The sequence below is a fragment of the Klebsiella sp. Shm-1 genome (genome assembly GCF_040804525.1).
Taxonomy (GTDB): domain Bacteria; phylum Pseudomonadota; class Gammaproteobacteria; order Enterobacterales; family Enterobacteriaceae; genus Klebsiella; species Klebsiella pneumoniae.
In genome coordinates, this window is the sequence record NZ_CP161823.1 from 2923630 (window position 1) to 2947372 (window position 23743).

General features: G+C 51.3%; 36 protein-coding genes. All 36 read right to left on the reverse strand.

Translation table 11 applies throughout. The features are described 5' to 3' along the window. Window positions 1–6: 6 nt before the first annotated feature. The 36 genes from AB1E37_RS14350 to AB1E37_RS14525 all read right to left on the reverse strand — a co-directional run bounded on the left by AB1E37_RS14350 (window position 7) and on the right by AB1E37_RS14525 (window position 23627). Window positions 7–489 carry a DUF1833 family protein gene (locus AB1E37_RS14350; RefSeq protein ID WP_273665875.1) on the reverse strand — a complete coding sequence of 161 codons (483 nt, stop codon included), beginning with the start codon at window positions 487–489 and terminating at the stop codon, window positions 7–9. Further along, window positions 476–949, reverse strand: coding sequence for a hypothetical protein (locus tag AB1E37_RS14355; RefSeq protein WP_273665876.1), 474 nt, complete (start codon window positions 947–949; stop codon window positions 476–478). Before AB1E37_RS14355 ends, AB1E37_RS14350 begins: the two co-directional genes overlap by 14 nt. A gap of 313 nt (window positions 950–1262) precedes the next feature. Further along, window positions 1263–1598, reverse strand: coding sequence for a hypothetical protein (locus AB1E37_RS14360; RefSeq protein ID WP_004152648.1), 336 nt, complete (start codon window positions 1596–1598; stop codon window positions 1263–1265). Between the two features lie 83 nt (window positions 1599–1681). Beyond that, window positions 1682–4579, reverse strand: coding sequence for a phage tail length tape measure family protein (locus tag AB1E37_RS14365; RefSeq protein WP_273665877.1), 2898 nt, complete (start codon window positions 4577–4579; stop codon window positions 1682–1684). A 261-nt stretch (window positions 4580–4840) separates the two neighbouring features. Further along, window positions 4841–5209, reverse strand: a complete 369-nt coding sequence (locus tag AB1E37_RS14370; protein WP_024940882.1) for a zinc ribbon domain-containing protein — start codon at window positions 5207–5209, stop codon at window positions 4841–4843. Between the two features lie 47 nt (window positions 5210–5256). Further along, a complete protein-coding gene (locus AB1E37_RS14375) occupies window positions 5257–5613 on the reverse strand; it encodes a hypothetical protein (protein WP_004217333.1) in 357 nt (118 codons plus the stop codon). Window positions 5614–5689: 76 nt separating this feature from the next. Continuing rightward, on the reverse strand, window positions 5690–5866 hold the full coding sequence (locus tag AB1E37_RS14380; protein WP_004217335.1) for a hypothetical protein: 177 nt from the start codon (window positions 5864–5866) through the stop codon (window positions 5690–5692). Between the two features lie 167 nt (window positions 5867–6033). Then, the gene (locus AB1E37_RS14385) at window positions 6034–6516 is read right to left on the reverse strand and encodes a hypothetical protein (protein ID WP_004226994.1); all 483 of its coding nucleotides are present in this window, start codon (window positions 6514–6516) and stop codon (window positions 6034–6036) included. A gap of 53 nt (window positions 6517–6569) precedes the next feature. Further along, window positions 6570–7742 (reverse strand): phage tail tube protein, encoded by a 1173-nt coding sequence (locus tag AB1E37_RS14390; RefSeq protein WP_004217341.1) that lies wholly within the window; start codon window positions 7740–7742, stop codon window positions 6570–6572. Between the two features lie 23 nt (window positions 7743–7765). Further along, window positions 7766–8158 carry a phage tail terminator-like protein gene (locus AB1E37_RS14395; protein ID WP_217873724.1) on the reverse strand — a complete coding sequence of 131 codons (393 nt, stop codon included), beginning with the start codon at window positions 8156–8158 and terminating at the stop codon, window positions 7766–7768. Then, entirely contained in the window at window positions 8155–8706 is a 552-nt protein-coding gene (locus tag AB1E37_RS14400) for a hypothetical protein (protein WP_004217343.1), read from the reverse strand. Before AB1E37_RS14400 ends, AB1E37_RS14395 begins: the two co-directional genes overlap by 4 nt. A gap of 1 nt (window position 8707) precedes the next feature. Continuing rightward, window positions 8708–9091 carry a hypothetical protein gene (locus tag AB1E37_RS14405; RefSeq protein WP_004217344.1) on the reverse strand — a complete coding sequence of 128 codons (384 nt, stop codon included), beginning with the start codon at window positions 9089–9091 and terminating at the stop codon, window positions 8708–8710. Continuing rightward, window positions 9078–9311 carry a hypothetical protein gene (locus tag AB1E37_RS14410; RefSeq protein WP_004190646.1) on the reverse strand — a complete coding sequence of 78 codons (234 nt, stop codon included), beginning with the start codon at window positions 9309–9311 and terminating at the stop codon, window positions 9078–9080. The genes AB1E37_RS14405 and AB1E37_RS14410 overlap by 14 nt, the downstream gene beginning before the upstream one ends. A gap of 9 nt (window positions 9312–9320) precedes the next feature. Continuing rightward, the gene (locus AB1E37_RS14415; protein WP_004217346.1) at window positions 9321–9575 is read right to left on the reverse strand and encodes a hypothetical protein; all 255 of its coding nucleotides are present in this window, start codon (window positions 9573–9575) and stop codon (window positions 9321–9323) included. A 1-nt stretch (window position 9576) separates the two neighbouring features. Beyond that, window positions 9577–9972, reverse strand: a complete 396-nt coding sequence (locus tag AB1E37_RS14420; RefSeq protein WP_004217348.1) for a hypothetical protein — start codon at window positions 9970–9972, stop codon at window positions 9577–9579. Between the two features lie 40 nt (window positions 9973–10012). Beyond that, entirely contained in the window at window positions 10013–10285 is a 273-nt protein-coding gene (locus tag AB1E37_RS14425) for an Ig-like domain-containing protein (protein ID WP_142689607.1), read from the reverse strand. Between the two features lie 8 nt (window positions 10286–10293). Beyond that, window positions 10294–11247, reverse strand: a complete 954-nt coding sequence (locus tag AB1E37_RS14430) for a major capsid protein (protein WP_004190653.1) — start codon at window positions 11245–11247, stop codon at window positions 10294–10296. A 10-nt stretch (window positions 11248–11257) separates the two neighbouring features. Beyond that, complete coding sequence (locus tag AB1E37_RS14435) at window positions 11258–12043, reverse strand: hypothetical protein (protein WP_016946679.1); 786 nt, start codon at window positions 12041–12043, stop codon at window positions 11258–11260. Between the two features lie 84 nt (window positions 12044–12127). Beyond that, window positions 12128–13240 carry a phage minor head protein gene (locus AB1E37_RS14440; protein WP_273665878.1) on the reverse strand — a complete coding sequence of 371 codons (1113 nt, stop codon included), beginning with the start codon at window positions 13238–13240 and terminating at the stop codon, window positions 12128–12130. Then, window positions 13224–14624: a DUF4055 domain-containing protein gene (locus AB1E37_RS14445; RefSeq protein ID WP_008807834.1), complete on the reverse strand. Its 1401-nt coding sequence runs from the start codon at window positions 14622–14624 to the stop codon at window positions 13224–13226. The genes AB1E37_RS14440 and AB1E37_RS14445 overlap by 17 nt, the downstream gene beginning before the upstream one ends. Continuing rightward, entirely contained in the window at window positions 14624–15931 is a 1308-nt protein-coding gene (locus AB1E37_RS14450) for a terminase family protein (protein ID WP_004190663.1), read from the reverse strand. Before AB1E37_RS14450 ends, AB1E37_RS14445 begins: the two co-directional genes overlap by 1 nt. Then, entirely contained in the window at window positions 15909–16913 is a 1005-nt protein-coding gene (locus tag AB1E37_RS14455) for a terminase small subunit (RefSeq protein WP_058330843.1), read from the reverse strand. Before AB1E37_RS14455 ends, AB1E37_RS14450 begins: the two co-directional genes overlap by 23 nt. A gap of 548 nt (window positions 16914–17461) precedes the next feature. After that, a complete protein-coding gene (locus tag AB1E37_RS14460) occupies window positions 17462–17647 on the reverse strand; it encodes a hypothetical protein (RefSeq protein WP_004244013.1) in 186 nt (61 codons plus the stop codon). A gap of 128 nt (window positions 17648–17775) precedes the next feature. Then, entirely contained in the window at window positions 17776–18021 is a 246-nt protein-coding gene (locus tag AB1E37_RS14465) for a DUF2560 family protein (protein WP_004218558.1), read from the reverse strand. A gap of 813 nt (window positions 18022–18834) precedes the next feature. Continuing rightward, window positions 18835–19029: a hypothetical protein gene (locus AB1E37_RS14470; RefSeq protein WP_019405025.1), complete on the reverse strand. Its 195-nt coding sequence runs from the start codon at window positions 19027–19029 to the stop codon at window positions 18835–18837. Further along, on the reverse strand, window positions 18980–19255 hold the full coding sequence (locus AB1E37_RS14475; protein WP_273665879.1) for a hypothetical protein: 276 nt from the start codon (window positions 19253–19255) through the stop codon (window positions 18980–18982). Before AB1E37_RS14475 ends, AB1E37_RS14470 begins: the two co-directional genes overlap by 50 nt. Continuing rightward, entirely contained in the window at window positions 19252–19596 is a 345-nt protein-coding gene (locus tag AB1E37_RS14480) for a hypothetical protein (protein WP_004190674.1), read from the reverse strand. Before AB1E37_RS14480 ends, AB1E37_RS14475 begins: the two co-directional genes overlap by 4 nt. After that, the gene (locus AB1E37_RS14485) at window positions 19593–20132 is read right to left on the reverse strand and encodes a glycoside hydrolase family 108 protein (RefSeq protein WP_273665880.1); all 540 of its coding nucleotides are present in this window, start codon (window positions 20130–20132) and stop codon (window positions 19593–19595) included. The genes AB1E37_RS14480 and AB1E37_RS14485 overlap by 4 nt, the downstream gene beginning before the upstream one ends. Continuing rightward, on the reverse strand, window positions 20129–20428 hold the full coding sequence (locus AB1E37_RS14490; protein WP_024940884.1) for a phage holin family protein: 300 nt from the start codon (window positions 20426–20428) through the stop codon (window positions 20129–20131). The genes AB1E37_RS14485 and AB1E37_RS14490 overlap by 4 nt, the downstream gene beginning before the upstream one ends. A 652-nt stretch (window positions 20429–21080) precedes the next feature. Continuing rightward, the gene (locus AB1E37_RS14495) at window positions 21081–21770 is read right to left on the reverse strand and encodes a bacteriophage antitermination protein Q (protein WP_040225582.1); all 690 of its coding nucleotides are present in this window, start codon (window positions 21768–21770) and stop codon (window positions 21081–21083) included. Next, window positions 21767–21907 carry a YlcG family protein gene (locus tag AB1E37_RS14500; RefSeq protein WP_023279926.1) on the reverse strand — a complete coding sequence of 47 codons (141 nt, stop codon included), beginning with the start codon at window positions 21905–21907 and terminating at the stop codon, window positions 21767–21769. The genes AB1E37_RS14495 and AB1E37_RS14500 overlap by 4 nt, the downstream gene beginning before the upstream one ends. Continuing rightward, the gene (gene rusA, locus AB1E37_RS14505) at window positions 21904–22266 is read right to left on the reverse strand and encodes a crossover junction endodeoxyribonuclease RusA (protein ID WP_004177081.1); all 363 of its coding nucleotides are present in this window, start codon (window positions 22264–22266) and stop codon (window positions 21904–21906) included. Before rusA ends, AB1E37_RS14500 begins: the two co-directional genes overlap by 4 nt. Further along, entirely contained in the window at window positions 22263–22553 is a 291-nt protein-coding gene (locus AB1E37_RS14510) for a DUF1364 domain-containing protein (RefSeq protein WP_273665811.1), read from the reverse strand. The genes rusA and AB1E37_RS14510 overlap by 4 nt, the downstream gene beginning before the upstream one ends. 2 nt (window positions 22554–22555) lie before the next feature. Continuing rightward, a complete protein-coding gene (locus tag AB1E37_RS14515; RefSeq protein WP_072000763.1) occupies window positions 22556–22762 on the reverse strand; it encodes a hypothetical protein in 207 nt (68 codons plus the stop codon). Further along, window positions 22762–23358 (reverse strand): DUF1367 family protein, encoded by a 597-nt coding sequence (locus AB1E37_RS14520; RefSeq protein WP_023322448.1) that lies wholly within the window; start codon window positions 23356–23358, stop codon window positions 22762–22764. Before AB1E37_RS14520 ends, AB1E37_RS14515 begins: the two co-directional genes overlap by 1 nt. A 35-nt stretch (window positions 23359–23393) precedes the next feature. Next, window positions 23394–23627 carry a hypothetical protein gene (locus AB1E37_RS14525; protein ID WP_048337681.1) on the reverse strand — a complete coding sequence of 78 codons (234 nt, stop codon included), beginning with the start codon at window positions 23625–23627 and terminating at the stop codon, window positions 23394–23396. Window positions 23628–23743: the final 116 nt, after the last annotated feature.

Consider the following 23743-nt stretch of genomic DNA (forward strand, 5'->3'; position numbering starts at 1 on the left):
AATTCCTTAGCTGATATAACGCAGTCCGGGGAAGACAGGTAGCGTGTAGCGGAAACGCGGCCAGGCGGTATCGAGGATGTTCATGTAGCCCGCAATGATCTGAACCTCTGTCGCCGTCCAGGAGCCCGACTTGATTTTCAGCATATACGGCACTTCCGCAGGGGCCGCTAAATCCGTGGAGATATAACTCCGGTACGTCAGCGATGCAGGCAATCTGTTAGCCAGGGCATTGCGGATCGCCGTGGACACAACACCATCGATATTGCACAAGGCAAATTTGAGATCCTGCGTGCCGTCCGCATTGCGCGCCGGCAGCGCAATGTCTATCGCACAGGCTGAAAACGTTACGGTATCGCCGTTCTCCGTCGTTGCCGTGATGTTCTCGTAACCCTGGCAAAGGTAGTGAACATCAGAGCCAATGGTGATCTGCAGCGTTTCAATGATCACCTCCGGTCCGCTGCTGGCATATAGCCGCTCAAGAATTGTCATGCTTCGGCCACTCTCTGTTTAGCGCAATATCCAGTAACGACTGGCCCGCCAGCCATTCCGGGTAATTACCCCATGGGGCAGGAGCAAGGGGGCGTTCCCATAATTCAAGCGTCGCCGTGTACTTCCAGTAAATCGGGGCCACCAGCACCGGTCCCTGATAAATATCTGTGAAGCGGCATTTGTAAAACTTAATGCCTGCCGGCGTCTGCAGCTTCATCATGAACCATGCAGCCCCGTCAGATAACGCATCACGGAACCAGGACTCAAACGCCAGTCCCTGCGCATCGGTTTCTATAAACCAGGTGATGCTGGCCTGCGTCGGCGTGGACGTATAAGCTCGCCTTTGCCGCGCGCGGCCGGTGATTAACTGGGTACGTTTTAACGGGCTTACAGGCTGGAATCCGTATCCTTCCTGTAATGGCATAGGGAGGCTGTCATGTGGGTAGTTGATATCAGTCATGCAGTCTCCCGGTAAAGTATCTCGAATAAAATTTCACCATTAACCTCAGGAGGATATTCATTTCAGAATAAAGCACGATGGAATCGAAGAAATCTCTGATTTTTGGTTCAGATTAACGAAGATAAAAATCTTATTAAATCGACACAAACACACAAGGCGATATATTTATCAACTCATCTTAAGAGCTAAAAGAAATCAGAAAAAACAGCATTATCAATATATTAATTTTATTGACTTTAATGTGAGCTTACATTGTTTCGGCACAGCCCCACATCAAAATAAAAAAGGGCGATGTGCCGACAGGAAATATACGTCAATGTGACTGCTTGTTTAAAAGCAACTCCTGAAGAAGAAGCGCAATAGAAACAAAGATCAAAACCCCACAAAAAACAATTTTTGCAAAATCATAGTTAAACACGGTTGTAAGCGTATCATTATTATATAAGTGATTATGCCTATAGGAATAAGTTGTGTAAATCTCATCACATATTTCAAGAATTCCACCAACTATCAAAACAAGCCAAAGAAATGAAAACTTCACTCGGACCTCCTTACGTTTACGTCTCCTATTGAAGATAAGCCCGCCAATAAAAAGAGGAATCATAAAAGCTATAAAGTCTTTAAATGTAAATGTTAACAACGCTTCCATTAATAAGATCCTTGTGTTTTCTTGCACCTACTCAGATTGTTAGACTTACCTACCTAATCAAGTCTCAGCTAATGCAGTTTAGCTTACCTAGGACCGTGTCGTGTATAGTTTCCTTTTAGAGCGTTGCCAAAAGCCCCTTGTGGCATGGTAACCTCCTTTGTAAGCTCACCTTTTAACTGCCTGGAAAGCTGTCGATTATTCTGATTGAGTGTAGCGCTCAACTGCTCCGGAGTAATACCCTGGAGATGAAACTCCTGATTAATCGGCGCGTGTACAGTTGTTTGCCTACGGTTATCGCTGTTAACGTTCTGAACACCAGTACCAAACCCTGTACGCCCCAGAGTTGCATCAAGCGGTTGGCCATTTCGAAGTGCCTCAAGCTGAGACACGCCGATCCGGTTCGTTGACGCCTGGTCGAAGACGTACTCACCTTTGTGAACAATACCCGCGGGCTGATACTTACCACCGCGGCCGGTGTAACCGCCGGAGGCGAAGCCAACTCCTGAAACAGCCTGGATATTTGAGACGATACTGGCGGTCTGCGCAGCGATTGAGGCCATAGCGATGATGTTGGCCGGATAAGGCGCGCTAACTGCACCGCTTGCTATAGCCTGCTGGATTTTCACCATTGAGTCCGCGATAGCGAATGCCTTGCTCGCAGCAAAAGCAACCTTGTAGATTGCCGATTGCTCACCAAACCCCGTTCGCATGATGTCGGCGGTACTGTCAAACAAGGACTGCGTGGCCGCAGATATGATGGTGTTTTTCTGAGCCTCTATGACCTGATTTGCATCCGCCGCACGTTGACGAATAGAGGTCATTCTGGCCTCACCCTCGGCAGTTATTTCACCGGCCTTCGCATAAGCTTCCTCCTGAGCTGCCAGCCAGCGCTGGAGCTCTTGCTGAGCCTGGTCATATTCGTTGATTTGCCCCTGCATCCCCTCAAAAGTTCCAGAGAGTCGCCCTCCTGTGGGTGTCAGGTTTCCTACAACATTACGAACCGTCGCGGGCAGTTGCATATCGGTATTTTGATAAATATCTGCCCGTGTTTTTTCATATTCACCGGGCTTTAGTTGCCCGGTTGCTTTGGCCTTCTCCAGAAGTTCAAGACGGGTTTTAAGCAGATCGTTGGTCCGCTCATCCTTCGTCTTTACCTGTTCCTGCATTTTCCGGTAATCATCCAGGGTTTTTACGGAGTTTTGCAGTGCCTCCTGCTGCTTATACGCCTGGAGGATTTCATCTGAACGGGAAAGGATCGATTTCTGGTCAGCGGTGAGCTGCGTTTTAGACTTGAGGTCAGTAATTTGCTGTTCGAACTTAACACGTGCCTGGGTTGCGCTGTTAAGCTTGTCACTGGCATCCAGTTGTGACTGCAAGGCAGCTGTCTGCTGGTTTATTTGATCAAGCAACCTGGTTGCTGCGTCCTCGGTATATGCTTTACCCTTTGGCGTCTTGGGTGGTTTCGGATCTTTGTACATCTCGTTAATGCGAGAAACATTTTTTGCATATTGCTCTGCAGTAATTGCACCAGCCTTCAGGAATTCGCTTTGCTGCTTAATAGCTTTATTGCGCTTATCCGCATTGCTCAGATATTGCTGGTTAACGCGATCTGCTTCCTGCTGCGTTTTAATTCTTTGCTGTTCGGCTTCCTTAGCCTTCGCCTGTCCTTTGGTTACATCCCCCTGAAGATTGGCAACTGATTCGAGCAAATCTCTCTGTTTTATCATCTCCGGGAGGTTGGTAAACCTCGCGCTAAAACTGTTCCAGAACCCACCATCTTTTTGCCCTTTTTGGGCTTCAGCAATATTTTCGTTTAAGGTGGCAAGTTTATCCGTTAGTGTTTGTTCACGCCCAATATTGAGCATCGCATCCCAGGCGCCTTTGGCCGTTTTACCCAGCGAGTCCCATGCACTTTCAAGAAGACCAAGATTCTGATGAATATCATTCGCACGCTGCTGCATGGCATTGGCGTAAGCATCAGTAGCCACCCGTGCAGCATCCTGCTGATTACCTTCATCCTGTAGCGCTTTAATCTGGTTGTAGGTTGCCAGTGTCAGAAAGTGGTACTGGTCGTTAAGTTTGGTAATGGCTGCAACCGGGTCAGCAGTAATGTCGTTGAAATCACCAACCAGCTTATCGGTAGCAATGCCCGTCGCCTCGCTGGTCTTAACAATGGCGGTTGTCACGCGCTCCAATGAGTCGCCAGCTACTTTACCGGATAACACCAACTGATTCAGCGTTGAAGCTGCTGCACCGGTTGTGGAGTTAGCTGCGACCGATACACGGGCCGCCATATCTGCCAGTTGACCGGAAGTTTTGCCTACCAGATTACCAGTGAGAACGAGAGACTTATAAAATTCGTCCTGCTCCTGAGTGCCTTTGTAATAGGCCAGACCAAGAAATCCGACCGCCGCAGCTGCAAGAGTTAAAGGGTTAACCAACCCCATAACATAGGTGCCCACACCCTTAATTGCCGGACCAATACCACCAAACATATCTTTTAACTGCCCGCCCTGCTGCATAAGCACCATAAACGGTGACTGACCTGTAGATAAGCCGACAATAATGTCGGTCATCTGCGCCGGGATCATGCGCATGGCATAGGCAGTCTGGGCGGCGGATTGGCCGGTTTTACCAAGGTCGTCGCGAAATCCTGTTAGCCTGTTTCGTGTTTCCTCGATTTTCTTTGAATAAAGATCGAATGTATCGGTATCTACCATCCCCTTGGATTTGAATTTCGCAAGATCCTGCTGCTGTTTATCCAGTTTGTTCAGCGCGGCGTTTACCGGGTCGATACGATCTAAAAGTTCAGAAAGGGACTGTTTTTCTTCATCAGTGGCCTTTGTCACTTTCCCTGCACTGGTGGCAGCACGTTCACCTGCCTGCGTCATTTTTACAAGTGCAGTTGCGAGATTGTCAGCCTGCTTTTCTGCCCCAGAGCTGTCAATAATAATGGCCAGGCGGGAGGTTTGTTCTGTCACGTGCTTTTCTCCGGGCAATAAAAAACCCCGCCAAAGCGAGGTTGGAACTTTTTGAAACTGTCGGGTCTTTACTTCATTGGCGGTAAAACATTATTGCTACGATAATCACCGCAAAGACAGTAATTGCAATTCCAGCGATTAACTTTACATTGACATCAGCCAGCCTATCACTAGCTCCAGTATTGTCAGTGTTAGCTATTATCTTCGAAGGAGTGGTAATGATACCAACGTGTTGATTTCGTATTTTCACTGACACCAGGATCATCCTGATGTTACAAGGATTGAATGACTACAGATTAAAATAGTCATCAACAGGTTGACAGCATTACCCGAAGGAGTTACATCACTCCCGCAATGCTTGCACTTCACCGCTTCGGAATTTATTAATTCTGCGCAGTAAGGGCATTTGACTGAAGTTCCGGACGCTTTTAGCTTATCTCCCACCAGAGCAATAATGATACCTGCGATGGCTACGAAACCTCCAAATATCATGTAATTTTGGCGCGATGACATTAATCCAAGATTGTTAACCCTATAGCCACCGCTTGTCGCTACTGTCACATCCATAAATAGCGCCGATACAGCAAAGATCACCCCTATTACAATCGCTAAGTATCCAATAATCTTCACTTGTCTACCCCATAAATTAAAAAGCCACCCGATGGTGGCTTTATCATTCAGCTTGCGTTCTCACAACCCGGCAGGCTGCGGTCAATCACAAGATTACCCTCAACACGCAGACCAATTTTACCGAACAGGAAGGAGTGGTTAAGTTGAGTGACAACTACGTCAGACAGACCAACTGCACAGCGATCTTTTTCAATCGCTCGATCAGCGGCTGTTTTAACGTTCGGGATGCCAAGAGGGAAGATGATAACCGGATAGCTATCTTCTGCTGTTACACGTTTCCCTTTATAGAACTTACCCCCATTGAGATTGTAATTTTTAGTACTCGCCACAGTCAAATCTGCAACACGTACTGTACAACCAGAAAGTAACAGCGCTCCAAGCGCCAAAGCGATGACTTTTTTCATTATATGTTTCCTTTGATTGCAATCGGAAACATCCTATCATCGACTTTCAGGAGCATGGACCACCATTAATGGTAGGTCAGTTACTTCCTTTCTTATCCGCTGCACGTTTCTGTGCCTCTGCCCACTCAGCCCTCCAGGCATCATCGAGAGCCAGTATGGCTGCGTCAAACTCAATGCGGTCGATCAGGATGGTGCGCGATGCCAGGTAAAGCTCGATATCGTTCAGGGATAGAGGGAGCGGCACTCCGGCCATGCCGGCATACTTCCTGCCGCGCGATATCATGGCGTAAGCGTTGAGGATCTCCCCAGTGACTGCATCGATTTCAGGCTCCTGAATGGGCGGGAGATTTAGTTTCTCCCTGCGCCACTTTGCTTTCTCGCCCTGCTCGCCGGCGAATTCCTTTAGCCACTTTTGGGCCTCTATGGCTTTTTTACGGTTTCCTGAGTCTGCTGCTCCTTACCCTGAGCAATATTCGCCGCCTCAGCCAGAATAAGCCAGTACAGAGAGGGGTTTTGCTTCAGTAACGCAACACCACGCTCCGGTGTATACGCTACCGCCGTCTCCGTACCATCCACCAGCTCCCCCACGCCTTCCCAGTCTTTCAGAAGAAAGCGCGCGCAATTGTCGATGAGAAGATCATCAACCGAGTCAATCTCGCCCACACTGGCGAGATCGAAAGCATCCGTACCGACCTGGTAGCTCGCGTCCATTTTGTCGATATGGCGCCGCACCAGCGCATTGCGTGAGCGGTATTGTGGATTCTCGCTACTGGCCACCAGCAGACGGAGTTTAAATAGCGCCTCGTCTTCCGGCGTGAATTTCTTTTTACTTCCTGCTGGCTTTTTGTAAGGGTAAAACCAGCGTTCTCCGTTCAAATCAATTTGAGAAGAAATAATCAGCATAAAGACTCCCAAAAAAGCCCGTTCCGCGATGACTGCAGAACGGGCCAGGTAAATTAAGGCGCGGTAACGGTGATTTCAGACGTTGCGGTAAAGGTGCGGGCCTTACCGGTGATGGTTGCAGTACCGGCTGCGTTACGTGTGACTTTCGCTGTTTTCTGCCCGGTAGAAACCACGCTGGCGATAGTCGGATCCGATGACGTCCACTGGACGGTATCAGTTGAATCAGCTGGCGTAAGCGTGGCGGTTAACGTCACAGTAGATCCCACTGCTCCAGTTGAAGTGGCTGGCGCAACACTGATTGCCGTCGCCGGCACTTTGGGAACGCGGGTGATAGTTGGCGGAGTATTGGCCGCGGTGATATCCAGCTGAACCTGAACAATGTCAGTGCTCCCCGCATCCGGCCAGTCGCCGGAGATCTGCACTTCCGGGAAATCGAAGGTATAGGCGCCTTCAGCATTCTCCAGCGTGAAGCTAAACGGCACCGTTTCGCCGGTGAACGTTTTTTTGTAAACCTCCCAGGCAGCCTTTGACCATGACAGCGTGATTTGACCTGACGGGGTAAAGGTTGTCGGAATGTTTGCGCCGGCGAATGCCGAACCGGTACCAATGCAGCGCTGAGTCTGCATATTGTTGTTGAACTGGATGTTGAAGGTGTCGACGCAGAAACCTGTCCCGCCATCAACACCATTTAGCCGGATGTTCGTGACCTCTTTAAAGGAGTAACGCAGCGCCCCCGCTAAATCCACCGGCGCGGTGAAATAGCTGGTATCGTCCCCCTTCGTCTCCCAGTCCAGCCCTGCAAACGTAATGGTTGCAGTGATATCACCATCGGCCGGGATTTCCATCTGGAAGGTGCCAACCTGGCAACCGCGGGCAATCTGGGCGATCCCCACATCACTGGCAAAAGTCGCCACGGAGAACGTAATGCGACCATTACCCATCGTTAGCACGTTATTTAGCCATTCGGAACCGAAGCAGCTGGCAAGAAAATCATCATGCTGGTTCCAGCGAAACCGCGTGCCGACATCGCCGCCGACATCCACTGTGCCGCGTGAAACACCTTGCGCCATGCGGTCACCAGCGATTTCGTCATTGTCGTTGGTGTTCTGCGTTGGTTTCAGACCAAATGAAGAACGACGCAGCAGGTTCCACGCCCCTGCTGTAGGCGTGATTCCTGGCGTTGTCTCGCGAATAAACGCGGCTACTACTTTTGCACCTGAGCTCACAGGAGCCTCCTGTTTTTTGTGCGCTACAGAGCGCGATAAGGAATTTGAAGATTGAGCTGTAACCAGCCATCGGTCTCACCCGCCGGCACAGCAGAAACAGCGAAATAACTCAGCTTTCCGTCATCCTTAAACTCGAATAGCTCCGTTAGCTGATCGGCCGTTCGGGAGATAAGCAACGTCCCGGAACCGACCGGAACAAAAAGCTGAATGATGAGTAAGCCCGTCCTGTGGACTACCGGCCCGTCCCCGATCTCGGTTGCGCCAGCCTGCCCAGCAATGTTGGTTAGTCGGGTCCAGATATCGCGGTTACTGGGGTCAAATACCGGGCCATTCGGATAATCCACCGCATCAGAGGCAATAGCGGTCTGTGCCGCCATTCGGGAAATGACAGCGTTTCTGATTTCTGTAAGGGTCATTTGTAGGCCTGAATAACACCATTAAACGAGACGGCATAGACGCCTGTCGGCGCCTGTGTTGAGTGGCCATTCTCCAGAGGCACGGAGTAAGGCAGGTTCGACTGGATGTAAATCACCGAGTAGGCTGGCGCCTGGTCAATGATATTTTTGCCATTAAGAAACGTCATTGTCCCGCGCGGATCCGGTTCGGTCGGGACGGAATGATTAGGTTCGCCGATGCTGACGAAATGCGATGCCCTGAAGGTTCCTGCGCGATACTCAGCCGGCCGCCTGATATCCATGCTGTCATTAACACGGACTTTCTTTCTGAGACGGCCTGTCTTTGTCAGGTTGGCAGGATCGGCATAAAGAGATTCGTTCCATTCCCCAACAGCTTTGTTGTACTGAACCGCGGTCGCGTTAATGGCCCACAGCTCCGGGTTTCCTACCGGCGACCGCCGAACGATTTCATTCAGCAGCTGAATGGCGATTGTCCGCTGGCGTAGTTTGACATCTTCTGCCACCAGCCCGGCGAATGCCGCCGGGTCAATGTTCCAGCCCTTAGCCATATCACGCCCTCCGCAGTTGAATGGAGTACGCAGCGCCAGCAGAGTCGGCAGAAGCGGTGATGACCTCGTAGCGCTGAAGCTCACCCGTAACCGGATCCGGTGCGGTGATGATATGCCCGACGGCCGGCTTATCAGTCACCTCGTTAACCAGTGCGGTTAGCTTCACATCACCATGCAGAATGTTAACGCCATCGATACGGCGCAGCTTATAGCGCGCCAGTACTCCACGCCCCGAGTAAGTCACCTGCGTTTCAGTGCCGGTTTCCGTCACCGGGTCCCAGGCACCCCGAACGGTATATGACCCAGTGAAATCCTTAACGGCATCCTGCAGGTCGGTATCGAATGCCGCGGCGACTTCGGTTTGCAGCTCGTCACGAATGCCCATTGCACCCACCAATACGCTGCTGAGGTTTAACGATCACTGTACCGTGGAGTTTGCGGGTATAAATTTCGCCATTGCGCTTAACCCGCAGCGGGAGCGGAGCAAACTCTACAACACCCTTTGCCTGGTTTGCGTAAACGACATGTCTGATCGGGTTTCCATTCACAAACACATCGCGGGGACCGAGCCCGTCGCCGGCATAATGCACATATGGATTTTGCATGTTACCCCCTTACCGCCGCTCAATATGAGCATGGATAAAGTCGGTTTTAAGCGACTCCATAGCGCCAACCATCACATAGGGGCGTCCACCGTTATGCCAGCAATCAATCGCGTTACCCTCATCATCAAGCAGTATCACTGCGACACTGTGGCAGCCGCCGTTTTCGGCTCTCTCCAGAGCCTGTTTCAGCAGGCGAATAACCTGGTCGTTATCGAGGCTGTGATGGCTGGGCTTTTGAAATGGGACCACCTTCAAATCGGACATATCACGCCCTCACAAAGAACGTCTGGAAAGGGTTAATCATCCACGGTTTGAGCATATCCAGCGCCAGCTGCAAATCAGGATCGAGTAATTCAGTGCTGGTGGTTGAAAGCTCGGCAAAAGTGCGGGAAACCTTCACATCGTCGGCCTCAACGCTTTTGCTCGTCACCACGCCGGAATCTGTTTTTTGCTGATACAGATTGCCTGCAGCGGCTACGGAAGCGATAAACGCTCCGGCTTGCTTAACTTCTTCAGGAATATGCTCCGGGTCGATATCCTGAAGGTTAAGCGCCGTCATCCAGGTGTTTGCCTGGAGCACGGCTTTACCCTTTTTGTCGGCGGCAGTCCAGGTATCCCCCAGCAACTCGTCAACGTCCTGGATTGTTATATAAACGGTCATCGGATCCTCACCAAAAGAAACGGGGCTTTCGCCCCGTCGGTTAACCACCCGCAGGAGCAGTGAACGCAATCGCTTCAGTTGTTTTCACCACACCGTCAACGGTAGCCGTCACCGTGAAGGAGCCGGCCGTAGGAGAGGTGAGTTTCACCGTCGAGCCACCAGCAGACCCTGTCTGTGACGTCGAAGCACTTAGCGTGCCGCCTGTAGACGTCCACGCCACAGATGCCCCGGAGACTCCTGCACCATTTCTGGTGTACTTGAGCGAAACGGTCACCGCGTCGGTACTGTCAGCAGTTGCGGAAGTTTTATCCACTGACAGGGTTACTCCCCCGCAGGGGCTTCCAGCTTAATCAGTACGCCTGCAGTGGATTTGTTACTGGTGAAATGTTTCTTCCAGTTCGCGCCGGTGCCGATTTTGGTCAGGTCAGGGTTAGCGCCCTTCGTCTCATCCCAGCTGTAACCCAACAGTTCAACGTTGACCGTACCCTCTGCGCGATAGCCAATGGCAAGGTTTTCCTGGTCGTTGATATCGTAGGAACGGAAGCCCGGGGCCTGTGATTCCGTTACGGATACCGCGCCGGCCACCAGCCCCAGAATCGCATCAACTGGCATGGTGTCAGTTACCAGCACCGGTTTACCCAACGTGCCTGGCTGTCCGCCATAAACCACCACGCCAGCTTCTTCGTAAATTTTGTTGTCGATAGCCTGATCAACAATGTCGAAATAGGTCGTGGAATGCATAACGAACAGCGCAACACGGTTAAATTTATCGCCGTATTTACGCAGGCCACGGGTCAGCGTTTTCTTACCATCAGTGGCAATATCCGCGGATACCGTCATGTCAGCATTTGCGCCAATGGCTGCAACAAGACCCTGTAGGGCATACTTGATATAACCTTCAAGCGTTGCATCAGCGACGTCGACGCCGATCACCTCGGAGAATTCGCTAACGTCGCGACCCCGACGTTTAAACGCCTCCTCAGTGGTTTCATACGGGCCGTATTTCCACGGCGCCTTAACGCTGACAGATTCACCGGCACCGATTTTTTTACCCGTTACCGGGTCGGTGGAGTTAACGTTGCGCGATTCGATAGAACCACCAACTTTATAGAAGGTGCGCTTGCGAAAATCACCCTCGATCAGTTCGTTGTCGAGAATGATTGCGCCGTTTGAAGCGGCGTTGAAGACTTCCAGATTATCCTGGCGACGCTCAAGAAACGCAGTCTGCGCGAGGTCGTCATAGATAATCAGGTCACTGTTTACGGTCGTAGGCATTGATTAGTCCTTACTTAGGCAATTTGAGATAGGCCTGCTGGCCATGTTTGCGGATGTAGTCCGCTTTGTCGCTTGAGCTCATTTCTGAACGTTTCAGACTACCGCCACCGCCACCGGGTTTATGACCACCAGCCCCGGAGCCTTCGGCGCGCGGGAACAGGTGCGGGGCCGTCTCTTTCAGAGATTCAGCCCACTCAACCGGGGTGAGCGGAGTTTTGCCGTCTTTACCGAACAGAACATCGCCATTTGCATCAACTGCTACGGCCTCGCCTTCGTCGTTGAGCTGGAATGTGCCTTTAGCACGAAGAATCAGATCGTCGGATGCTTCTGGCAGCGCGCCTGCCTTAAGCGCTGCACTGCGGATAGCATCACCCAGGACACGATCACGGAATTTGTTGGAGAACGCTTCCGCCTTTTCAGCGCGTTCATTAGCGGCTTTGATTTGCTTATCAACATCAGCACGTAGCCGCTCAGTGCGTTTATCCAGTACCTCGTCAATTTTCCCGGCGGCGATCAGTTGCGCCTCTTCATCATCAGAGAAACGCTGGAGAATAGTTTTCACCGCGTCAGGATCGATACCTTCAAAACGCTTAAGCGACTCAGTGGACTCTTTGAGCTTACCGAGTAACTCACTATTTTTATTTTTCAGGCCTGAAACCTGAGCACTGACCTGCTCATCGATCAGCTTTTGGATTTCTGGCGTAATCTCGGGCGCACCACTACCCGATCCACCGCCATCACCACCTTCACCACCAGCTGCCGAATAATATTTAATGAGCATGTTACGAATAAGCATGTTGTCCCCTTGGGATAGTTACTGTGGGCCTGGCCCAATAAAAAAGGCCGCCCGAAGGCAGCCTGATTGAATAAGATATGTTGGTTAAAGCCTGGCGTTTCTGAATGCCTGCTCATCCTTTGAGCGCAACTGGTCCAGCGTCAGCCACTCGCCCCTGTCGTTGTAGAACTCATCGGGAGACATGCCGCCATCACGAATCAGCCTGGCGCGCGTTTCTCCGACAATCTCAGCTTGTCGCGTGAACGACTGCCGGGAGAACCAGTCCTGGTAAGTCGTATCAGCCGGAACCTGTCCATCCATACTGGCGCGCGAGCTGTCCTTGATTTCGCCGACTTTGATACCCAACTCCTCGAACGATTTCAGGATGTAAGTTTCAGTGCTCCGACAGCAAAAGTGGATTTTTCCAGGTCCCTGCAGATAAGGCACCTTGTGCCCTATCGGTTTATTATCCAGCGTGTACTTGAGACGGTCGCGGATCCGACAATCCTTTGATGTCCGGTTATCCAAAGTAGATAACCACTGCTTACCCTTCAGAATGTCGTCGTTCGCCGACGCAAAGCTTTGTCTGGCTGTCGATGCAAGATGCCCTACTGCCGTTTTTGCAATGCTGGCTGCATTGGCCCGGCTCATCTGCAGCGCACCATCCTGGTAACCACGATTAGCATGACCACGGACCTTTTTTGCGATTTGCTCCTGCGTATCGCCCAGCAGGAATCCCTGCCGCACCGTATTGGATATCCGCGCCATCCGATCAGCTTCGAGGTTGCTGGCCCATTCACTCAGCAAACGTCCCTGGAATGGACGCCCCATCGCCGCGGCATAAACCGCATCCGGGGAGATGCCCACCAGCGGATGAAGAGCAAGAACATCGTCGGGAATAGCAAACTTGAAGAGGCTCATCTGAAAAGTGGCTTCGTGCTTCGCCAGTTCCTGCAACTCGGCAGTAAGAGCTGCATACATCGACTGAATCGCATCCTTATTTATCGCCCTGACACTGACCAGTAACGCTTCCAGACGCGAAACGGTAAAGCTCTCGGGATCCAGCGTATCGATAGCCACCAGCAGCCTGGCGGTAAGTTCGGCGTCGCTGTCATTCAGAACTTTTATCATCCTGTTGGCAACGCCGGTGCTGTAGCGACTAACCCATATAGCGTGGGCTATGGATTCATCCTGCAGTTTGTCATTCGCCGTTGCCATTATTGCCACCAATCAGGTTAGGCGCGCCGTTACGAATAGCGTCAATGACAGTTTCAGGGTCGTCAGCAGGATCTATCAGGTCAAGCCTCTGCAGAGCTCTGACCATATCAGTGTCGCGAATCGCACCGTACTGCCAGGCATTGACGATTGCCGTTACCATGCCGGATTCTGCGACTTTGGCGATAAACTCCTGATTGATGCTGTAACGATATTCCTCGCCTTTAATGCCGAGATATCTGGCGCACCAGCCGAGCGCCAGCGTATAGGCCTCCGAGACATTGGAAACGCAAATGCCGAGCACCGATGTGGATGCGGTTTGCTCGCCGCTGGATTGCGTGGCGGTTTTAACCGCGCCGTTCTGCTCGATAAGCCGGGCGCCAAGCTGAACAGAATAATCACGCTTACTGTCCATCGCCTCTTTAGCCAGGGTGTTTGGTTGCGCCTGAGCATAGGTAAAACTCCCCTCCTTCGGCAGCAGGAATGGAGAACGAGAACCGACACGAATTCCCTTATCCTGCAGCCAGTCACGCCAGGCGGTATCAAGACCGGAAATCACCGGCTGAACCTGACCGCAGAAAAATACGCTGTCTTCGTAATCTGCCGAATTACGATAATGGCCAAGGTTAATTTCAACGAGGGCGGCTAAAGGCGACTCGTCGATGGTGGGATCATTATTCTGCGCACCAACGAAGGTAAAGGGGATCTCATCCCAGAAATCCTCACCTTTTGGCTTAGGATGATACTCGGAAGTGACGGAAAAAGAGCCTGCGTCAGCTGACTTTCGCCATACCCGGCAGACAAACTTTCCGTTCTCCAGAGCCAGTTCGCGATACTGGATTTCATCCTCGTACGCAAAACCATCTTCCTTTTCCATGCATTCGCGTAAAACCACCAGCACCAGTTGATCACGTCCATTGATGCGTTTGGTGCGCCAGTTAATGATGCTTTCCGCCTGATAACGAAGGATGATCGCCTCGTCGGTCTCAGCTGCATAATCCGTATAAAGCCCCTCGCGCGCGGCCTCCAGAATATTTTCTGTAACCTGCTGGGACTGCTGATAAATGCTGGCACCAGCACCATCGGCGTTGTCACGAAGATAATTCAGTTTATCCGGCGCGGTCATGGTCGGGTCTTTTCTGAATGCCAGCCCCAGTAGACCCACTTTTGTATTGCCCGTTATCGCGTAGAAAACGGCGCGCTGAATGTAATCAGCATTGCGCTTTTTATTGCGTGCAGACTTATCGGACGGATCCAGAAAAGGGAGGTATTCATTCCCGGCGGCCTTTACAGCATCAGCCCCTTTGCACACGTCACGAATTTTTTTCCACACGGGCATCGCCGCCCTGACCTCAGGGCGAACATAAGTAATATCGTTATTGGCCATCAGAATGTCGTGTCCAGTGAAATAGAGAATGCAGGTCGAACGATTGGGAATTGCTTCACAATGAAGTAACCGGCGCCATCGTTGGGGTGATCGTTATCGCTCTTTTTATCCGGCTCGCCGTTTTTATCCCACACCTGTTGTTCCAGGCAGTCGGCATAGACCGGGCAACGGGCCACATTCACCTTGTACCGACGATCACCATTACCATTGCAGAACATGGCGTTCATGGAGTTGATGCGGTCCTTTACCGGCGGGTTAGCATCATCAACGATGACGTTAAATCCGGCCTGTCGGAGTTGCTCAATATCTGTTTTGCTGGCGTTGTTTGATTTCCTGGAGTCACCAGAGGCATCCGGGTAAATATAAATCTCGCGGACCTTACGGTAGTCACCGTCGGCATACAGCCAGAAACGTTCCTTGATGATGCGTATCATGTCTGGCGTATCGTAAGCGTTGATAATCTCTGTTACCGCGTGTGGTAAGCCGAGCCGCAATACATGGACGATCCCGGCCATCTTCCCGACGTTGAAATCCATCCCGATATACAGCGCTTCACCTGGCTGCTCTTCCTCACTGGAATTATTCAGCACTCTGTCGAACTGATGATAAATGGTGCCGCTGGTCAGGTTAGTAAACTGGCCGTTCAGATATGCCTTGATCAATTCCGGCGGGTAACTCGCCAGAAGCGAAGGAATATAGTCATCCGGCAGGTTCTTTTCGTTGTCGAATGTCGAAGCCTGTACCAGACCATACATCGACCTCAGTTCAGGCTTTTCCCTCACAGCCTTAACAAACTGGTTATAGACGAACTTAAATCCTTCAGGTGTGGTAGTCACGTCAATGCCATTACGCAGACCATCAACTTTATAACGCATACGCGCGATTATTTTTCGCCACGCCTGACGCGCCTTATCCGCTTTCAGAACGTCGAGTTCATCCACCAGCGCATTGCCGATTTTAAAGCCTACTATCGTGTCGGGCTTTTCCATCGACCGACAAATTGTCGTGCCGCGGTACTGGCGCCCACTGTAGAAATGGACCTCTTTGTTGCTTTCAACGATTTTGACTTTCAGTCCCCAGTCGTGAGCAACTTCTTCCACCGTGGGGTAGAAAATATCGCGGATCTGAGGATAAGTCGGGGCAAAGTAGCCTTGGTTTATTTTGGGGAACTCCCAGAACCCTTTGCATATTCCACCGCAGCCAACCCATGTCTTACCGGATCCAAAACCAGCTACATAGGCTTTGAACTTCTGCTGCATAGCCAGAAAACGAGCCTGGGGAACGTTAAGCGTCGGAGCTATCGCCATCCTCTTCCCTCACTCGCGCATCGACTACGTTGATATTGATCGCAACTGGCGTTGGTTCGTCATCTTCTGGGTCAGCGGCCAGCTCTTTACGGAGCTTGTCGATCTCCAGCTGCCGGCGCTCGATTTCAATCTGCTGTAGACGCTGGGCGAACTCACTGTCAGCCAGGCCGAGACGTTTCATCACCGCCTCGTACATGCGCTCACGGCTGATGGCGGTTATCTCAACGCCATTCTTACCAAGCTTCACACCGGAATAGGCAAGCGCAGCATCCGGCGCCAGCTTGCGCGTATCGGCGAAGAAAGGCTGGCCGATGCCATCACCATTACAGCGAGGACATTTCGGGTTAGGCGAGCTGGTATGGTCGTAACCGTAGCCGCCTCTGTCGTTTGGCTCTTTCCCTTTCTTCGCTAAAGCCTCAGCCAGCTTCTCTTCGAACTCAACCGCATCGCGCCATTGATACTGGTGACCGAAGCCCCAGCAGTAACGGCAGCTCCCGCGGCGATACTGAGAAAGTTGGTTGGCGTCGAATGTTGCCAGCCGCCACATCTGCTCAAGCACTTCATCAGCGCTGCCAAGCGTGCGCATAATGGATGCTTTCTGCTGCTGCGCAATGGCCTGCGCAACTGAAGTTTTCTGAAGCAGCTGATAGCCAATTTGTTCAGCAGTCTTCTTGCTGTACCCGGCACGGATAGCGGCCTGCGTGGCGTTGTGGTCCTTCAGGTATTCTGCGACAAATAAACGTTGCTGATCGGTGAGGCCATCATCATCCACCAGCTCTTCTGCGCACTTTTCCTTTTGCGCAGTGCGCAGTTTCTTCTGCGCAGGTTTTTGCGCAGTTTGCGCAGTGGGTTTCTTGATGTATCGGCGGGCAGTAGCGTAATTCAGTCCCTGCGCTTCACACCAATCCTTCGGTGATACGCCGGTTGCGGCATGATCGGACAGGAACCGTCGCTGAAGCTCGCCCCAGTCCGGTTTTGCCATGGATTATTCCTATTTAACGTGAGGGAGAAAAAGGAATTACTGATTCTCCATAAAATATTCACTTTTATGTTTTGGAATCAAGGCTCTTTAGTTCAGGAGTTATTATGAAAAGAATTATGCTTGCTGTTTTTGTGATCTGTGGTGCGCTGTCTCTTTCAGGATGTATCCTTCCCCCTGGGCCTCATAGCGGCGGACATGGTGGAGATCACTTCCATGGTCCAGAGCATCGTTAACCGCCTGAGGACTTTCATTTTACAGAAATGAAAAAGGCCGCAAAATTATGCGGCCTTTGGTCACTACCAACCAGCGTATAAAGAATCTCTCAGGAGCCAACAGAGAGAGGTGCATCTATCCGGCTAACTAACCACTGGCGTTCTGATGTTGGCAGGCAGAGACGTTATGAGAGTATTGAGTATTTCAAAATACACCGGGAGAAACAGACAATGATATCAGTCCATTGTCTGACGGGCATTATCACAGGCACTCAATGAATACCTGCTGTAATGCGGTCAGATACCAGTTTATAACCTGACCAAATGTTACTTAGATCACAATCCATAGAACCACCCACCAATGCCAAAGGCTGCAGCGATCACCAGACAAGCAATTGCCGTTTTAGGCATTAACACACCGTAAAATGCAGGAGACAATCCCAGGAATAAAACCATTAGCACTGGCCACATACTAAGCAACAGGAAAAAGTAGCCATTTATACCACCGCTGCTAAACGTCACATTCACTCCAAACCATTACCCGGACTTTCCATAGCTTGGTTGCTTCGTTGCATGATATCATACAACTGCCCCTTATACAGGAGCTTTAACATTATCACAGGCACTCGATGAATGCCTGCTGTAATGCCTTAGCTGACCTTCTCAGCGGCAGTATCAAACAGCGCCAGCGCTTCGGTCGCTTCCTGGATTGCCTTACGGGTCTTCGAGACAATCTCACTTTCCGTGAAAACACGATCGAAAGAGTCAGCGAATAGCTCAGACTTCAGATAGCTGTCGCCTACCCAGTCAATGGCCAGCTTGGCCGCTGCGGTGTCATAATTAACTTTCTTGATGATATCCAGGCGGATTTGCTCGGATGCAGTGATCTCTGACATGTCTTACCTCTGTGCGATGTGGGGAGTATTATCGAAGCCATTCGACAAAATAGCCTCTGTGATGCTTTTGCATTTATCTTTGCCGTGTGTACAAGCTGAACGGTTTCCTTACGGATGCCTGTTACGCACAATAAAAAAGGTCGCATAAAAAATGCGACCTTTGGTTGGCACCAGTTAGAAAACTAAAATCTCTCAGGAGCCACCCGGGAGAGGCTTTTCTGCTTTTTAACTGACCACTGCCGTTTTGGTGTTGGCTGGCAGTGATAACGTGATGATAGCTTCATTTAAGTTATCGATAGCATTTAAATATCGAAAGAGCTCATTGAACCAATCATTTTCAACTTGCCGGAACATTCAACCAGAGCACCAGGCATCTCTGCTGGTCTTTTGATGGCAATTCTCAGCTCTCCCGAACGAGGCCGGTAACTAACAATTTATTCGACAGTTCCTTCGGCATTAACCCAAAGATCTAGATGCTTGATGTAGCGTTGGATGGGCACATAAATAACCACCCCATCTACAAGGTTAACGGACTTGATAACACATCCCTGCGGAGCTAAATAATCCCCATCACAATGAGGGTGAATAGAGTGCTCGTCACCGTATCGATAACCATGCGGAAGTTGAGGGAGTGAATTTCTTGTCATGGGCAGCTTCTTAGATAGAAGGAATTGAAAATCCATAGTGCCTTAATGCACCTGACTTAGATACCAACTTTTCATTTTTCAGCGCTCTGTTGTCTCGTATTCTGATTTTTTGTTCATGTGGCCATGTAAATTTCAATACCTAAAGTGTTCTGCGTTTGTAGCTGAATTACCTGGAACCCTTCTCTGTGAGCTGCGAGCAATTGGCCTGCACTGCTTTGTTGTGCGCCAGGATGTCACGCTTGGTCTGCTTATCCAACACATCGATATCGTGGTCAGTCAGGTAGATGATCCGCACCCAGCTGCAGGCCGTGTCAACGACTACCGGGGCGGGTAAACTTTTCGCGCAACTCCCGATCAACATCGTCATCGCCCATACGCTTAACGTCTTCCTGTACATCGCTGGCCCCTTTCGTGACTTCAGCACGGCGTTCTGCCGCGGCGATAGTAGCAGCGGCGTTCTCTTCGGTACGTTGCTGATCAGCTTTGGCTTTCGCCTTACTGGCCCCGCGAGCATGACCAATGCCGAACGCGCCAGCAATAGCACCCAGGATGACGACCACCAGTCCCGCGATAATTTCAAAGCTCATTGCTGCTCCTTCAGTTCGTCGGCCTTTTCTTTCAATGCTGGCTGGCGTACGTATTGCGATAGTACGGCCAGCACCACCAGCGCAGGGCTAATCAACGCAACGATGTTTGGCGGCAGGATGTTTTTGATATCCGGCGGCAGCACCGCCCAGGCGTGCAGCGCAGCATCCGGGAACGACTGCGCCCATACACCAACCAGCGCGCCGATAGCTCCCAGCTTTACAGACCACGTTTTCAGCAGCAAGCTGGCATGCCCTACGAACTCCAGCCGGGTATATTTGCGCAGAAGTAACAGAACGAGCACAGCCACCAGCACAAGCAAAGCGAAAATGATCATCTTCACAGGACACGCTCCTTAACCCAGCCGTAGAGAAAATCCTCGTTGGCTTCGCGGCCCTCCGCCAGTTCGAGGTATCTGGCACCCTGGCTGCAGTTCAGCGCACGCAACAGAACCTGTTCACCCTCTTTCCCGCGGGCGGAAAGGTATCCCTTAAGCGCGGTGATGGTTCGGGGACCAATGGCGCCATCCGGAATCAGATCGGGATACAGCTTTCCGCGCATATTCATTGCGGTCAGCCAGCGCTGGAAAAACTTACTGGCTACAGATGGCCCCATGTTCACGCCAGTGTCGCAAAGCTCATCTGCCAGTAACGTAGATAGAGCTGCCACCTGGTCAAACCGGGGGCCGGTCCAGTAATCGCTCAGCAGGATTTGCTTTGCTGTTTCCCTGGGCAGGTTCCGCATATCACCGGTGTAGCTATGTGCACGGGCGGTGGTCTGCGTGATGCCCCAGCGGGTCGGCCCGCCTTTATCCGACGGATGATCGACATAACCATCCTCCTTGCCGAGGATCCCCTCGATAATCTGATCTGCTGTCATTGTGCTTTTACTCCGGTGATTCGTTCCCAGAAATACGTGAGCGCTACGGAACCCATAGCACCACTGATACCGGCAGTGGCCAGTATCATGTAAATGCTCAGTCCGCTTTCAATGCTCACCAGGCCAGCAATAACGCCGGTAAACCCTGAAACCACCATTTGGGCAAGAGCATTGATCAAGCTCCATGTTGCCTTGCTCTGCTTCACATCTATCAGGTAGCGGACAAGTCCACCCCAGCAAGCAATGATCAGCAGAACCAGCCAGGACATCCCGGCAATGCTCTCTTTGTCTTGCATACGTTTAGCCATAGTTACCGCCTCCGATGGAAGATCGGGAAGCTGTGTGTTTGAAAAGGGTCAGGCCCGTCAGGCTGGATTTAACAACGAAGCGTGTCGATGATGATTCCTGCGGGACCTGATAATAAAAAAGCCATGCAAATGCATGGCCTTGTGATTTGAATCCGTTATTTACAAAATGTATTCGAGACAGTATCTTTCGACTTCCGGACAAAAAACATATACCGGGACAAAATCTAAATGTAACTGCCTTGCCTGCATGAAACCATGCGGGCTTTTTTTTGCCCAAAGAAAAAGCCCACCGAAGTGGGCCTTACAGCTATCATCATTTTTTATTAGGTGTGGTGCCGGGTGCCTCCCGGTAAGTCGCCGCCAGTCCACAGACGACTCGCAATGCGCAAAAAAACATATCAGACTGGCAATGCCCCTCCGCATAGGGGGATTCACCACACCAAAAATTTAACATCTGATGAAACTCGTTTCAATGCTCTACGACGATGTGACAGGGGTACTGATGCAATGCATCTCGCGAATACCCCTGTCGTGTCGCCGGAAAGCAAAAAGCCCAAGGCGTTAACCTCGGGCTTGAATTCTTTGTGTCGACAATCGAAGCTATGGCGACGATATCAGATTTACATGAAATATATGCCTTTCAGTTCGGTTTTGCAAGACTTACATCTAAATTTGTCGCCTTTTGTTGTGAACGTGATCGCGTTACCGATATGAGAGCGTCGCTATCAAGCTTCACAAAACTGCTGCGCAGCGCCAGCCAATGAGGGAGGTAGGTTTCTGTCCATGTGGACTTTGCTACACCAACCAGCTCCGCCAGCGCCTGATATTCATACGCCTCCCGCCCTGCCAGCTCGGCTTTGACATCCTGCGCGGCCAGCCAGATAAGTTGGCGCAGGCGATCGACTGTTTTCTTTGCAATGCGCACGCCGGCCAGCTTTTCGTTGAATTGCCCCCATGCCCACCGGGTGATCGTCTCCTGGTGTTCCCAGCGGATATTATCGCTGTAGTTCCACAGCAGCCACGCTTTCTGGTGGTCTTCCAGCGACAGCAGAGCCCGTCGCCAACTTGCCGTCGAATATTCAACGGGCAGAACGAGAGCGATTGATGAACCCTTAGCGCGGGACTGGCTGCCGCTCATCGGCGGCCCATCCGGGTTAACCATTTTTTGCTTTACTTCGCTATAAACCTTCTTCCTTCCCCGGCTGCGCGCCGTAGCGGTGAATTGCGCATTTTCTGCGAAAGCCACCAGTTGCCCTTTCGTCGCGCCGCTCAGATCGGCGGTGGCCACTATCAGCTGCTGGCGAACAAATTCCAAGTATTGAGCTGTCATGCTTCTTCTCCCAGGCGCTTATAGATACGGACGAAATTGCGTAATATTTTGTAGTCAACCAGCACGGTGCCGCGGCTACGCAGGAGGCGGAGCTTTTGCCAGCGGTCGCGGATGCGTTCGATAACGTCACGGCTCATGCGGCCTCCATTTCGGTAATGGTTAGCTCAAGCCGCCCACCTTTGACGACAGGCATTCTCTTCACGCTGTAGTAGTCAACCTGCTGGTCATCGAGCCAGAAACCCGATTTCGTCAGGGCGTCGAATGCAGCTTTTTGCAGGTTGTCCAGGTCACGGCGCCGGCGATCCGGCATGTGGCACTCAATACGGATTCTCAGTGGCGTGGAAAGGCCGATATCAAGCATCAAGTCTTTGATGATTCTGGCGACACTGTCGCGGTATGCCTGCCCTTCCGCGCTGATGTGTGTGCGCCCCCGGTTATGCCGGTAGTAGCGGTTGTTGCTTGGTGGCCAGGGTAATGAAATTCGATATTGGTTCATGCTTTTATCAGCCCCTCTTTCATCCAGATAACCTGCGTTCTGGCCATTCCCTCCAGCGCGCACTCCTTCGCATACTCCGCATCTACCAGGCGCGTGCGGCGGTCTATTTCATCGTGACAGGATGAACAGGCGATAGCGGCGATCAGATCAGGCGGCTTAATCCCGGTCCCGCACAATCCAGCAATGCGGATATGGGCCAATACCGTGGTTTCAGGGTTACCGTTGCAGACGCCCGGGATACGAACCTGACATTCGCGGCCGCGCGCCGCTTTGAGAAGATTAGCCATGCTTACCCCCAAATCCGTTGACGAAGTGATCGCGGCGTATACTCCGGTCGAGCACAAACCGGCAGCCTGGCGCTGACCGTCCAGCTCAGATAATCCGGGTTAAGGCTTTTCTCGGTGACGATGCCACGCGCCTGATATCTGGACACCAACTGTTCTGCCTGCTCCGCAGTGCATTCGGGATGCTGAAACCATGAGTGTTTCATCGGCATCACCCAGCGAAGCTTAAAAGCTGGTTGGCGGCGTTCTCAGCTTCCTGCAGGCTGTTGAATGAACGAGAGAGGATCCACCGCCAGAGAACATCCAGCGATGCTTTGTACAGTTCCTGGAACTCGCATTCGTCCATGCTTGCGAAAGAAATGCTGCGAGGGTGTTTTTTCAGCGTGCCGTCCGGCAGCTGTATGGCGTCATAGTGGCCGGCTTCAACGATGACCCACGCCCGGTAAGCATCGAAGGATTTGCAAATACTGATATAGCCGGATCGCTTCTCAGCTATCCGGTCGAGATATTGCCCGGCGGCATCAAGCAACGCCGATTCACTCCCGCCATATGCAGCAAGGTATTTGGCGTAACCTGTGATAAGCCTGCGCTCGTTAGACGAAATCGCCCCGCCGGTAGGTTCCCAATATTCAAAGCCGAGATTGAGTAAAGCAAAGTAACGGCGGTGAAACGCCGGATTGCGGACAAGCTTAAAGTCGGCCTCCAGAACGGCGCCGAGCTTGCATTTTGATTGCAAGAAATCGCTGGTCTCCTGCGTGGCAGGGATCAGTAAACCTTGTGACTGCTTTATTAAGTGCAATTGCGCCATGGTTTCTCTCCGTGGCGCAGTAGGTCAACGGTTGTTCAGGCCGTTGATTTCATATTATCAGAAGGCGGGATAACCCGGTAGCCGAGGCGATGCAGAAAACTGGTCATTGCGTTGAGATTAAATACTCCCTCATCCTCAAGCAGTGGTCGCATAGAAGTCATACCATTTGCCGTGTATACCAGAACCCGGCCTGCTGCCCTGATGCTGCCAACAACTTCACCTGTAGAACGTTTAACCAGATCGTAGTACTCATCACTCTCATTGCGCATCCCTACCTCCCGGAAGCAAAACCATATACTGTGTTTTTATACAGTATAAATTAATGTTAAATCACTTACATGTGAAAGTTTCACGGTAACGGAAGATATGATGGCAGATGAAGATC